Genomic DNA, 13,602 nt, shown 5'->3' on the forward strand with positions numbered 1-13,602 from the left:
GGACAATATGCGGTAGCCGGGTAGTGCACTGCCCTTGCGCGAATCGGTCATGCTCAATCTTTGTTTCTCATGGATGAAGAACGCATGACCTCCCCCGAACGACGTCTGCTACCAAACGCAGCGGACAAAACTGCCCTCAAAGCCATTGCCGCGACTATCGTGCAGACCTGCCCGAGTTTGCTCGACGCAGCCCGGCAAGTCGCCAACGAAATCCTGGCGGAAAAAGGACTGTCCGGCCTCGATCCCGACCGGATTTACTTCCACCGTTTCAAAACGGCGCAGAGCAGCTCGCTGACCTTCACGGGTTGGGAGCATGTGCTGGAAAAGCCTTATGAAACGCTTACCCTCACGCAGTTGGTGATCCATCGCTTTCGTGCGACCGATCAAGACAACGCAGATCTGCTTGGCCTCTACTGCGGCTTCTACTCGGATGGTCCGGAGGCGGAAAACTTCAATCAGAGCAATGAAGTGCGATTGCTCGGCAGCGATGTGCTGAGGGCATTCTGGGATGTCGACTTCAGCGCGCGCTACACAGGTCAACTGACGAGATTCTGGCAAACCTCGTCGGATAACTTCCGCGTCTTGGCAAAGTGCAACTTTCTCAGTCTGGCGGTGCAGGCGTTGCAGCAGGGTGACCTTGATGGCGCTGATTTTCAGCGCATCGTCGGCTCGGTAATCGGGCCCGTCACCTGGCCCGTCACCTTGCAAATGCTGCAAGCGTTACACCCGGTCGGTGTTGAAGTGCGGGCGCTGGATCTCGATGGCCATGTCGCCTTCAATGCGCTGCGGCTGGTGGAAGACAGTGGCCGCCAGACCCTTTACTTGCCAGGCGAGGCCCAGGCATTCCTCTTGAAGGACAATGAAGCGGATCTGCATTGGTGGATACTTGAGCAGATGAATTCAGACGACAAGCGCACGGCATTTCTCCAGCATTTCCCGCTGGCTGACCGCCATCACCTCAACGAAAACCTCACCGATCTGATGAACCGTCTGGTCAGCACCTGGGGTCACAGCGATCACCGCATGATCAATCGCAGCAACGTCGCGATCAGCGGTGACGCATTCACTTGGTTGAGCGAGTCGACACGCTCGGGCATGGTTGCCGAGGCGCACCTGGCGCTCACGTCCAACAGTGACCTGCGCAAAAAACTCTGGATCGGTTATTTGAGTGCCGGTTTGAAAGTATTCGGCCCGATGGCAGCGGTGGGCTGGCCTGTGGCGTTGCCTTTGATTGGCGCCAGCATCGCGAACATGGGATTGAACATCGATCAGGCCATCAACGGCACTACGCCAACCGAACGCAAGGCCGGTGTTACTGGCGCAGTGCTCAATGCCATCGACATTGTGTTCAACATTCCGTTTCTGATCAGCACTGGCGCGCAACTTGAAGTGGGCCCGCAGGTGGAGTTTGCCGAAGCTGAAGAAATGCGCGGATTGATCGAGTTCACTTCGCCTGACACACCCTTCTTGCCGCCTCTGGATCAACCGCCAATCCCGGTAGTTGATCCAGAAGTGCCCGTTGAGCTGACAAACGAAATCGCCATCGAAACTACCCTCGAATCCACCCGGCAGTTGGCCACGGCGGCTGCGCGCCAAGATTGGTCTGTTCCAAGGATTCCTGCCAAATATCGATGCAATGAGATATTGGCCCACCGTTCTGTAGAGGCAGCGCCAGGCAAATATGAGGGGATTTACCGCCTGGACAAGGAGCCGGGCCATGCCATTGAAATGGAGGGTACCGCGTACTACGTGCGCTACTTTGCCGACTCCGAAGACGCTGGCAACTGGGCCATCGTCGATCCCGAGCGACCTAATCAGTTTGCTTACTCGTTGCCAGTCCGCTTCGGCAGTAGCGGCAAGTGGCAACGCATACCCGCGCTGCGTCTCAGGGGAGGCGGCCAATGCGTGGGCAAGGCCGGTTTCCTGGACACCGACCAGTCCTCGTCCTCGGCCCCGGCTACAGCAACGCCGTCAGCGGAGCTTCCTCTCGTCGACCCGGTTTCACCGGTCGCGCGACCACTGCGCCTGGTGACTCCCCTCAACGACATCGCAGGAGTGGACATGGCGAAAATGAAAAGATGGGCCATGAACTTGCCTGAGACTTTCACCGAGCTCTCCAGTGCAAACCGCAGTAAACCATCAACGGCCGATACGTATGCGGCCCATTTCCGCGAAAGACGCACGTCCCTGCTGAACGAGGCCAAAGAGTATTACTCAGAGCTGAACTGGACGAACCTGCCCGCACGGCCAGTCATCCCGCAAATCGATGCCGAGATGCAGACGGCTGAGCTGATTGATCGCATCTTTGCCAATACCGATGGACTGGTCGTTGGCGAAACCCTCGATCGCATCGCCAGCATGCGTTTCATGATCGAAAACATGCCGGCGTTCGCACGGCATATCGACACACTTTACGTGCGGGGTTTGCTGAGCGATTTTGCCCAGACAGATCTCAACGAATTTCACCTGTCGGGAGAGATGTCAGAGGATCTTCGAGGCTACTTGTCCAGCCTGGGTACCGACCCTGATGGCCGGTTCAACATGCTTGAACTGATCAAGGCTGCCCAGGCCAATGGCATCCGCACCCAAGGTCTTGAAGTCGCGCACAGTTACAAGCTGAAAATACCGCTGACTTCGATCGAAGAGCAGATGATCCACGCCCGGCTTGCCTCTCAAATCATGTGGGGTGACGAGCTCCTCAACAGGCCGGGCAAATGGGTTGCCCTGGTCGAGGCAATGAACACCAATACCTTCAGAAATCTGCCCGGCATAAGCGAACTCAGGGGCGGTATCGGTTTACGGATTGAAGAAGCGACGTCCACCGAAGTGGCCGGCATCAGAGTCGACCCGGGACTGGAAGTCGCTCGGGGCCCGTTTGATAACGGGGCATCGACGCGCAACTCATCCGACTTTCTATTCGCGGATTTGCGCTTGCAGATCGAAACACCTGTGCCGCAGTGGACTGAGGCAACGGTGAATACACTGCTGAATCGCAACGGCATGTTCATGCTCGAAAAAACGCAGAATGCATACACGCTTGTGCGTCGCAACAGCGACGGCAATATCGTTCGAACCATGGTGAATCGCCGAGGGGATGGTCAGGTTTACATCTGGGCACAGTCGATGCCGCGGATCAGCGGCATCATGTTCCGTGACATCGGTGCGTTATCCCAGCGCCTGATAGAGATCGGCTTGACCCTGCAAAGTCGCATACCCAGCTAACTGTTTTCAGGGCATGAAACGAAAAAACCCTTGGCTGCAGGCCAAGGGTTTTTCGTTAATCAACCTGCAGCGGGATCACTCCCACTCAATGGTCGCCGGCGGCTTGCTCGACACGTCGTAAGTGACGCGGGAGATGCCTTCGATTTCATTGATGATGCGGCCGGAGACGGTTTCCAGCAGTTCGTAAGGCAGGTGAGCCCAACGCGCGGTCATGAAGTCGATGGTTTCCACGGCACGCAGGGCAACCACCCAAGCGTAACGACGACCATCGCCAACCACGCCAACCGATTTCACCGGCTGGAACACAACGAACGCCTGACTGACCTTGTGGTACCAGTCGGCTTTGCGCAGTTCTTCGATGAAGATGTGGTCAGCGCGACGCAGCAGGTCGGCGTATTCCTTTTTCACTTCACCGAGGATGCGCACGCCCAGACCCGGGCCCGGGAACGGGTGACGGTAGACCATGTCGTACGGCAGGCCGAGTTCCAGACCCAGACGACGGACTTCGTCCTTGAACAGTTCGCGCAGTGGCTCGACCAGTTTCAGGTTCATCTCTTCCGGCAGGCCGCCCACGTTGTGGTGCGACTTGATCACGTGAGCCTTGCCGCTTTTCGCGCCAGCCGACTCGATCACGTCCGGGTAGATGGTGCCCTGAGCGAGGTACTTGATGTTTTCCAGTTTGTTCGACTGGGCATCGAAGACGTCGATGAAGGTGCGGCCGATGATTTTGCGCTTCTTCTCCGGATCGGCTTCGCCGGCCAGATTGTTCAGGAACTGCTCTTCAGCATTGGCGCGAATGACTTTGACGCCCATGTTCTCGGCGAACATGGCCATCACTTGCTCGCCTTCGTGCAGACGCAGCAGGCCATTGTCGACGAAGACGCAGGTCAGTTGGTCGCCGATGGCTTTGTGCAGCAGTGCGGCAACTACCGAGGAGTCAACGCCGCCGGACAGACCCAGCAGCACGTTGTCGGTGCCGACCTGAGCGCGGATGTTGGCGATGGCGTCTTCAGCGATCTTCGACGGCGTCCACAGGGCTTCACAGCCGCAGATGTCGAGGACGAAGCGCGAGAGGATACGACCGCCCTGCTTGGTGTGGGTCACTTCCGGGTGGAACTGCACGCCGTAGTAGCCACGGTCGTCGTTGAACATACCGGCGATCGGGCAGCTCGGGGTGCTGGCGAGGATGTGGAAGTCTTCCGGCATCCTGGTGACCTTGTCACCGTGGCTCATCCACACGTCGAGGCCAAACAGGCCGTCAGCGTCGATATGGTCTTCGATGCCGTCGAGCAGGCGGCTCTTGCCGACCACGTCAACGCGGGCGTAACCGAACTCACGCAGTTCGGAACCTTCAACCTTGCCGCCCAGTTGCTCGGCCATGGTCTGCATGCCGTAGCAGATACCGAAGACCGGTACGCCCAGGTCAAATACTGCCTGTGGGCAGCGCGGGCTGTCGGCGACGTGCACGGACTCGGGGCCGCCGGCGAGGATGACGCCTTTAGGAGCGAATTCGCGGATCGCATCTTCGTCCATGTCGAACGGGTGCAGTTCGCAGTACACACCGATTTCGCGCACGCGGCGGGCAATCAGTTGGGTGTATTGCGAACCGAAGTCGAGGATCAGGATGCGGTGAGCGTGAATATCGAGGGCCATGATTCAGTCTCGTCTAAGTCGTTCAGAAACAGTCGTGATTCAGAAACAACTCGGGGCTGAATCAAACAGCCCCGGTTGCTTACTTTATTGCTTGAAGGCTCAACCTACGCGGTAGTTTGGCGCTTCTTTGGTGATCTGCACGTCGTGCACGTGGGATTCGGCCATGCCAGCGCCGGTGATCCGCACGAATTCAGGCTTGGTGCGCATCTCTTCGATGTTGGCGCTGCCGGTGTAACCCATCGAGGAACGCAGACCGCCCATCAACTGGTGAATGATCGCGCTCAGGGTGCCTTTGTACGGCACACGGCCTTCGATGCCTTCCGGAACGAGTTTCTCGGCGCCTGCCGAGGAGTCCTGGAAGTAACGGTCGGAAGAACCTTGTGCCTGGGACATGGCGCCCAGCGAACCCATGCCGCGATACGCCTTGTACGAACGGCCCTGGAACAGTTCGATTTCGCCCGGCGCTTCTTCAGTACCGGCGAACATCGAGCCCATCATCACGCAGGAAGCACCGGCTACGATGGCCTTGGACAGGTCACCGGAGAAACGGATGCCGCCGTCGGCAATCAACGGAACGCCAGTGCCTTCAAGGGCAGCGGCAACGTTGGCGATGGCACTGATTTGCGGGACGCCGACACCAGCGACGATACGGGTGGTGCAGATCGAGCCAGGGCCGATACCGACCTTGACTGCGTCAGCGCCTGCTTCGGCCAGAGCCTTGGCAGCGGCGCCGGTGGCGATGTTGCCGCCGATCACCTGCACTTCAGGGAAATTCTCTTTGACCCAGCGAACGCGGTCGATCACGCCTTTGGAGTGACCGTGCGCGGTATCGACTACCACGACGTCCACGCCAGCATTGACCAGCGCGGCTACACGGTCACCGGTGTCTTTACCGGTGCCGACAGCGGCGCCAACGCGCAGACGACCTTGATCGTCCTTGCTGGCCAGCGGGTAGGCTTTGGCTTTTTCGATATCGTTGACTGTCATCATGCCTTTGAGGGCGAATTTGTCGTCGACGATCAGCACGCGCTCGATGCGGTGCTTGTGCAGCAGTTCGCGTGCTTCATCCTTGCTCGCGCCTTCCTTGATCGTGACCAAACGCTCTTTGGGCGTCATCACTTCACGGACGGTGGCTTCCAGACGGCTTTCGAAACGCACGTCACGGGAGGTGACGATGCCGACCAGGTCGCCATCGTGCAGCACCGGAACGCCGGAAATGTTGTGCATGCGGGTCAATTCGAACAGATCACGAACCGTGGCATCAGCCTCGATGGTGATCGGATCCTTGACGACGCCGGCTTCGAACTTCTTGACCTTACGCACTTCGGCAGCTTGCTGCTCGATGGTCATGTTCTTGTGGATAATGCCGATGCCACCTTCCTGAGCCATGGCGATTGCCAGACGGGCTTCAGTGACGGTGTCCATTGCAGCAGAAACCAGAGGAATATTCAGTTCGATGCCACGGGTAAGGCGGGTCTTGAGACTGACTTCGTTAGGAAGCACCTCGGAATAACCAGGCACTAGGAGAATGTCGTCGAATGTCAGAGCTTCTTGGCTGATACGCAGCATCGCGGGGGCTCCCGAGCGGGAAAATGGAAGCGCGCCATTATAGTCAGACACCCCCTGCTGTTCAATGTAAAACTCAGCTTAATATCAATGTTGCTGATGTACGGGAAATCCCCGGCCCTACAGCTCCACCTTGACCCAAGAGACAGGTTGATCGAGCCAATCGGCGAACTCGTCGATAAAGCTTTGCTTGAAGCCCGCCTCCAGCCAGTTGTTGAAGATGAAACCGAGGTTGGAAAACGCACATTCCTGCAAAAACAGAAAACCGTTGATGTCATCTTCATGCCCGCATTCCGGGCAAGTGAAGTTGTCGGTGCGGCCTGGGAACCAGTCTTCGAGGCTTTCGAACAGTGCTTCGCCGACTTCGCGACGGCACTCGGCGCAACCGGCTTCTTCGAGGAAGCCTTTGGCCGGGGTATAGATACAGCGCTTGGTGACGATCTCCAGCCCATTGATCGGCTCACCGAATGGCAACGCTTGCGGGTGCAGCACCACAGCACGGGCACCATCGGCAATCGCGTAAGCCATGCGGTTACCGGTGCGACCACAAGTCGTCAGCTCTTCTTTGATGATGTTTTTGCGCACCAGCCAGCGCACGATCGCCCGGGCCCGGGGTTCGTGGACCGGCAGGGTGGAGATTTTCGGGACGATGATGCTTTGCGAATTCATGGAAAGTCCTGCGGTGTGGCTTCTGACGCCTTCGCGAGCAGGCTCGCTCCCACATTGGTATGCGCTACCTGTGGGAGCGACGGTGCGACGATTCGACTTGCTCGCGAAGAGGCCCTAAAGGCCGGCAGCTTAATCCCTGACGAAATCCGGTCAAGTGCTGAGGTAACGCCCGATCAATGCGAGCCCGCTCGCCAGCACCAGCCACGTCACCAACCGCACAAACGCCTCGCGCGACAACTTCAGGGTCAAGCGCCGCCCGATCCACAGCCCCAGCGCCATGGCCGGCAACAGACACAGCGCCAGCATCAACAAGGGTAGCTCGGCATACACACCGGCGATGGCGAACAGGCTCAAGCGCACCACCGTACTGCAACTGATCAGCGCACTTTGCGTGGCCCTGGCGGCCTCTTTCGGCAGTCGGCTGTTGAGATAAATCGCATATAAAAAGCCGCCACTGCCAAACAGCGCCCCAAACAACCCGCCCACCGTGCCCATCGGCACCGCCCACGCCGACGACAATTGCGTCGGCCGCGCTTTCACCCACAGGCTGTAAATCGCGTAAGCGCTGATAAACAATCCCATCAACAACAGCAACACATCGGATTTGAGGTTGAGCAGGAAAATCACCCCCAATGTGCAGCCGACTGCCATGCACGGCAGCAGCCTTAACAACTCCGGTTTTGCCACATCCCGCCGCGACGGCAGCAGGTTGCCGAACGCCGCGACAAAATCCAGCAGCACCAGCAACGGCACAATCTTCGACAACGGCATGAACAGAATCAGAATCGGCCCCGCCACCAGCGCCGTGCCGAACCCGGCGATACCGAAGACGATATAAGCCAGCACGATGCCCAAGCCGATGATCACCCAGCCTTCGGCGCCCCACGACCACTCACTCAACAACCCCGCCACGCTCATCGGTCCACATCCTTAAATAAGCCTGAGATGACTTTAGCCAGCGTCGAGCGTTGCGACTAATATCTTCAAAGCCACCGACCCATCTCAAAAAGGCATTGCTGTGCTTTCAACCCGTCAATTGCGCTACTTCGTGGAAATCGCCGAATGCGGCAGCTTCAGTGCGGCGGCCGAGCGTCTGTTTATCGCGCAATCGGCGCTGAGCCGGCAGATCAAGGACATGGAAACGCGTCTGCAAACGCCGTTATTCGAACGCACCGCGCGCCAGCCTCGACTGACGGCGGCGGGCGAAGCGTTTCTGCCGCGGGCAAGAAATCTGCTCAATGAGCTGAGCAAGGCCAGCGCCATGGCCACGGAAGTCGGCAACGGTCAGCTCGGCACCTTGCGCCTCAGCCATTCCAGCACCGTGTCGATCAGCGGCCGTTTGCTCAGTGACATCGGCGCCTATCTGCAGCAACAACCCGGTGTGTCGCTGGACATCGGCAAGTTGTCTTCCGAGGCGCAACTGGAAGAGTTGGCCGAGGGCCGACTCGATATTGGCTTGCTGCGCCTGCCGGTGTTGCGCCAGCGTGAAGGGATTCAGATTGTGCCGCTGTTCACTGAGCGATTGCTGCTGGCAGTTCCCATGGATCATCGGTTGGCCGCGGCTGAGCGTGTCGACCTGGCCCAACTGAAGGACGAAGCGTTCATCTCGATCCCGCACCCGCAACGCGGCGGCTTGAGTTATCTGTGTGCCGACCTGTGCATGCGTCAGGGCTTTTTCCCGAAAGCGGCGCGGGTGATGTCGCGAAAGACCACGCAATTACAATTGATTCAGGCCGGTTTCGGCATCGCGCTGCTGCCGGAATCGATGCAGGACATCGCCCCGAGCGGCGTGCGCTTTCTACCGTTGGCCGATGCCGACTGCCAAAGCACCGTCGCCCTCGCCTACCGACAGAACCCCACCCCGCTGATCCAACACTTCATCGAAACCTTCACAACCCCCTTGTAGGAGTGAGCCTGCTCGCGATAGCGGTTGAACATTCAACCTATCCTGCGACTGACACACCGCTATCGCGAGCAGGCTCACTCCTACAGGGGACTTGTGGTGATTCAACGGCAAATGCCTTTAAACTGCGCCCCATGATTAAAGATCCCTTTGCAAGACTTGGCCTGGACCGTGAAGTCCTGACCGTCAGCCAGCTCAACGGCCGCGCGCGGGTGTTGCTTGAAGACGTGTTCAGCAACATCTGGGTCGAAGGTGAAATCTCCAACCTCGCCCGCCCGGCGTCCGGCCACATCTATTTCACCCTCAAGGACAGCGGTGCGCAGGTGCGTTGCGCGCTGTTCCGGCAGAACGCCGCTCGGGTGCGCCAGGCGCTCAAGGACGGCTTGGCGGTCAAAGTGCGCGGCAAGGTTTCACTGTTCGAGGGCCGTGGCGACTATCAACTGATCCTCGACACCGTTGAGCCTGCCGGTGACGGTGCGCTACGTCTGGCTTTCGATGCGCTGAAAGAAAAACTCAGCGCCGAAGGTCTGTTCAGCGCCGAACGCAAAGTGCCGCTGCCCGCGCATCCGCAACGCATCGGCATCATCAGTTCGCCGACCGGCGCGGTGATTCGCGACATCATCAGCGTGTTCCGCCGCCGTGCGCCGCAGGTGCAACTGACGTTGATTCCGACCGCCGTGCAGGGCCGCGAAGCCACCACACAAATCGTCCGCGCCCTGAAAATGGCCGATGCCCGTGGTTTTGACGCGTTGATCCTTGCCCGTGGCGGCGGCTCACTGGAAGACCTCTGGTGCTTCAACGAAGAAGCCGTGGCCCGCGCCGTCGATGCCTGTGTGACACCGATTGTCAGCGCCGTCGGCCATGAAACCGATGTGTCGATCAGCGACTTTGTTGCCGACGTCCGTGCACCGACGCCGTCTGCGGCTGCCGAATTACTTGCGCCCGATTCCAGTCATCTGATCCGTCAGGTCGAAAGCCTGCATCGCCGTTTGGTGATGCGCATGCGCGACCGTCTGATGCGTGATCGCCTGCGCCTGGAAGGCATGGCCCGTCGCCTGCGCCATCCCGGTGAACGTCTGCGCCAGCAAGCGCAGCGTCTGGATGATCTGGACATGCGCATGCGCCGGGCGTTCGAGCGTCACCTCAACACCCGCCGCGAACGCTTGATTCGCCTGGAAACCCGCCTCGCCGGGCAACATCCCGGGCGGCAATTGGCGATGTTGCGTCAGCGTCTCGACAGTCTCGCCGAACGTCTGCCCCGCGCCATGCGCGAAGGCCTGAAAAACCGTCGCCTGCAATTGCACAGCCAGATGCAGACACTGCATGTGGTCAGCCCGCTGGCAACGCTCGGTCGTGGCTACAGCATTCTGCTCGATGAACGTGGCCACGCGATCCGCAACGCCGCCCAGACCCACACTGGCCAGCGCCTGAAGGCCAAACTTGGCGAAGGCGAACTGCAAGTGCGCGTCGAGGACAATCACCTGACGCCTGTCACCCTCTCTTTACTGGACTGATCCATGCCACGTTTTCTGGCTCCACTGTTTCTGCTCTGCCTGACCTTCAATGCCCACGCCGACAGTTACATCACCCGGCTGCTGAACAAACCGGTGCCGGGCGGCGTGGCGGTGGTCGATCTGGGCGCGGCCGCGCAGGCGCCGAAAGCCACGTATCAGGGCAAACCGGTGCTGGTGGTGAAAGAACAGAACAACTGGCTGGCGATTGTCGGCGTGCCGTTGACGGTGAAGCCGGGCGCGCAGCAGATCAGCAGCGGTGGGCGCAATCTGCCATTCACCGTGGGCAACAAGAAATACCCGGAACAGCGCATCACCCTGAAGAACAAACAGCAAGTAAACCCTGATCAGTCGAACCTCAAGCGCATCGAGGGCGAACTGGCCGAGCAGATCAAGGCTTACCGAAGCTTCAGCCCGAACACGCCAAGCAATCTGCTGTTGGACAAACCGGTGAACGGGCCGCTGTCGAGCAAGTTTGGTGTGCGTCGCTTCTTTAATGGTGAAGAGCGCAATCCGCACGCTGGCCTCGACTTTGCGGTGCCGATGGGCACGCCGATCAAGACCCCGGCGGCGGGCAAGGTGATCCTCACCGGCAATTACTTTTTCAACGGCAACACGGTGTTTGTCGACCATGGGCAGGGCTTTATCAGCATGTTCTGCCATATGTCGAAGATTGATGTGAAGGTCGGCGATCAACTGGCGCGGGGCGCGGTGGTCGGCAAGGTTGGCATGACCGGCCGCGCGACCGGCCCGCACATGCACTGGAATGTCAGCCTGAATGATGCGCGGGTGGATCCGGCGATTTTTATTGGTGCATTTCAGCCTTAAAAAATAGAGCGAAGTTTATGGCCTCATCGCGAGCAGGCTCACTCCTACATTGGACCGGTGTTGTGAACACGATCAACTGTAGGAGTGAGCCTGCTCGCGATGGCGGCTTATGCTGTACTCAAACACCCCTGACACCCCATCATCCCCAATTGCGCCCCAATCAAACCTCGCGCAAATATCACAACGATCAGCGATCTCCAGCGCAATAAAATCCCGCAAAAACCCGCTTTCCGAGTATTCCTCTCAATTTTTTTCGACTGCTTGCCATCCTCTCCCCTCGCGGTTAGGGTTGAAGGCATGAAAACCTCTCACACCCTCATTCAGCTTCGCCAGCACCGCAGCCTGTGCCTTGTCAGCGCACGACTGCCAGGCTGAATCGCGGCACCTCGTCCCACGCTTTTCCCAGAACATTCGTAACACCGGCAGGCCGCCTTTTTTCGGCCCAGACAATAAGGAATTTCCCGATGAGCATGCTCAAAGATCCGTCTTCGAAATACCGCGCGTTTCCTGTCATCAACCTGCCGGATCGCACCTGGCCGTCGAAAACCATCGACACCGCGCCGATCTGGTGCAGCTCCGACCTGCGCGACGGCAACCAGTCGCTGATCGAGCCGATGGACGCGGTAAAGAAGCTGCGCTTCTGGAAAACTCTGGTGCAGGTCGGCGTGAAGGAAATCGAAGCGTCGTTCCCGGCCGCTTCGCAAACCGACTTCGACTTCGTGCGTACCCTGATCGAAGAAGGCCACATCCCGGACGACACCACCATTCAGGTGCTGACCCAGGGCCGTGAAGACTTGATCGAGCGCACCTTCGAATCCCTGCGTGGCGCGAAGAAAGCCATCGTTCACTTGTACAACGCCACCTCGCCTTCTTTCCGTCGCATCGTCTTCAACCAGGACAAGGACGGCATCAAGGCCATCGCTGTGAACGCGGCCAAGCTGTTCGTCAAATACGCCGCAATGCAGCCGGACACCGAGTGGACCTTCGAATACTCGCCGGAAACCTTCAGTGCCACCGAACTGGAGTTCGCCAAGGAAGTCTGTGATGCGGTGATCGAGGTGTGGAACCCGACGCCTGAGCACAAGATGATCCTCAACCTGCCGGCTACCGTTGAGTGCGCAACCCCGAACATCTACGCCGACCAGATCGAGTGGTTCGGCCGCAATATCAACCGTCGTGACAGCGTGATCATCAGCCTGCACACCCACAACGACCGTGGCACTGGCGTTGCGGCTACCGAACTGGGCCTGATGGCTGGCGCCGATCGCGTCGAAGGCTGCCTGTTCGGCAACGGCGAGCGTACCGGTAACGTCGACCTCGTCACCGTCGCCTTGAACATGTACACCCAGGGTCTCGACCCGCAGCTGGATTTCTCCGACATCGACGGCGTGCGCAAAGTCGTCGAAGAGTGCAACCAGATTCAGGTGCACCCACGTCACCCGTACGTTGGCGACCTGGTGCACACCGCGTTCTCCGGCTCGCACCAGGATGCAATCCGCAAGGGCTTCTCCCAGCAGAAACCAGACGCGCTTTGGGAAGTGCCGTACTTGCCGATCGACCCGGCCGACATTGGCCGCAGCTACGAGGCGGTGATTCGCGTCAACAGCCAGTCGGGCAAGGGCGGCATCGCTTACTTGCTGGAGCAGGAATACGGCATCAGCCTGCCACGTCGCATGCAGATCGAATTCAGCCAGGTGGTGCAGCGTGAAACCGACCGTCTCGGCCTGGAAATGACTGCCAAGCAGATCCATTCGCTGTTGATCAGCGAATACCTGCAAGCGAACACCCCGTACGCGCTGGTCAGCCATCGCCTGCAGGAAGAAAACGGCAACAGCGCCGTCGAAGTGGAAGTAGCGAGCAAGGGTCAGGGCGAAACCAACCTGCACTGGCGCGGCAAGGGCAACGGTGCGCTGGAAGCACTGGTCGCCGGCCTGCCGGTTCCGGTGGAGATCATGGACTACAACGAACACGCGATCGGCGCGGGCACCAACGCCAAGGCTGCGGCGTACATCGAACTGCGTGTGAATGGCGAGCGTGCGGTGCACGGCGTGGGCATCGATGAAAACATCACCACGGCCAGCTTCAAGGCCCTGTTCAGCGCGCTGAACCGCTCGCTGAGCCAGCCTGAGGCGAAAGCGGCGTAATCGACCGCTGAAATGCAAAAGGCCCCGGCGTGCGAACTCCGGGGCCTTTTTTTGCCTGCAGGTTTTTGGCTGACTCTTATGGCCCCTTCGCGAGCAGGCTCGCTCC

The 13,602-nt window shown here is 59.1% G+C and carries 9 protein-coding genes; 5 read left to right on the top strand and 4 right to left on the bottom strand.

The genetic code is table 11. The annotated features are described in order from the left end of the window. Nucleotides 1-84 precede the first annotated feature (84 nt). Complete coding sequence (locus VY732_RS23990) at nucleotides 85-3,222, top strand: membrane-targeted effector domain-containing toxin (RefSeq protein WP_331691960.1); 3,138 nt, start codon at nucleotides 85-87, stop codon at nucleotides 3,220-3,222. 75 nt (nucleotides 3,223-3,297) lie between these two features. Here the strand turns inward: VY732_RS23990 and guaA are convergent, their stop codons facing one another. From guaA to VY732_RS24010, 4 genes are all read right to left on the bottom strand, one after another. Then, nucleotides 3,298-4,875, bottom strand: a complete 1,578-nt coding sequence (guaA, locus tag VY732_RS23995) for a glutamine-hydrolyzing GMP synthase (RefSeq protein ID WP_007916833.1) — start codon at nucleotides 4,873-4,875, stop codon at nucleotides 3,298-3,300. Nucleotides 4,876-4,974: 99 nt separating this feature from the next. After that, entirely contained in the window at nucleotides 4,975-6,444 is a 1,470-nt protein-coding gene (guaB, locus tag VY732_RS24000; protein ID WP_007916845.1) for an IMP dehydrogenase, read from the bottom strand. A gap of 117 nt (nucleotides 6,445-6,561) precedes the next feature. Next, nucleotides 6,562-7,110, bottom strand: a complete 549-nt coding sequence (locus VY732_RS24005) for a sugar ABC transporter ATPase (protein WP_038363001.1) — start codon at nucleotides 7,108-7,110, stop codon at nucleotides 6,562-6,564. Between the two features lie 150 nt (nucleotides 7,111-7,260). Continuing rightward, nucleotides 7,261-8,028 carry a sulfite exporter TauE/SafE family protein gene (locus VY732_RS24010; RefSeq protein ID WP_331691961.1) on the bottom strand — a complete coding sequence of 256 codons (768 nt, stop codon included), beginning with the start codon at nucleotides 8,026-8,028 and terminating at the stop codon, nucleotides 7,261-7,263. A 100-nt stretch (nucleotides 8,029-8,128) separates the two neighbouring features. On the opposite strand from VY732_RS24010, the gene VY732_RS24015 reads away from it, so the two are divergent. The 4 genes from VY732_RS24015 (at nucleotide 8,129) to leuA (ending at nucleotide 13,496) form a co-directional block, all read left to right on the top strand. Then, a complete protein-coding gene (locus tag VY732_RS24015) occupies nucleotides 8,129-9,016 on the top strand; it encodes a LysR family transcriptional regulator (protein WP_331691962.1) in 888 nt (295 codons plus the stop codon). Nucleotides 9,017-9,147: 131 nt separating this feature from the next. Beyond that, nucleotides 9,148-10,527, top strand: a complete 1,380-nt coding sequence (gene xseA, locus VY732_RS24020; protein WP_331691963.1) for an exodeoxyribonuclease VII large subunit — start codon at nucleotides 9,148-9,150, stop codon at nucleotides 10,525-10,527. A gap of 3 nt (nucleotides 10,528-10,530) precedes the next feature. Continuing rightward, complete coding sequence (locus tag VY732_RS24025) at nucleotides 10,531-11,352, top strand: M23 family metallopeptidase (RefSeq protein ID WP_102900320.1); 822 nt, start codon at nucleotides 10,531-10,533, stop codon at nucleotides 11,350-11,352. A gap of 464 nt (nucleotides 11,353-11,816) precedes the next feature. After that, complete coding sequence (leuA, locus tag VY732_RS24030) at nucleotides 11,817-13,496, top strand: 2-isopropylmalate synthase (RefSeq protein ID WP_016984364.1); 1,680 nt, start codon at nucleotides 11,817-11,819, stop codon at nucleotides 13,494-13,496. Nucleotides 13,497-13,602 lie beyond the last annotated feature (106 nt).

Origin of the sequence: Pseudomonas sp. ZY71 (assembly GCF_036542145.1) — a bacterium.
Classification (GTDB): Bacteria; Pseudomonadota; Gammaproteobacteria; order Pseudomonadales; family Pseudomonadaceae; genus Aquipseudomonas; species Aquipseudomonas koreensis_A.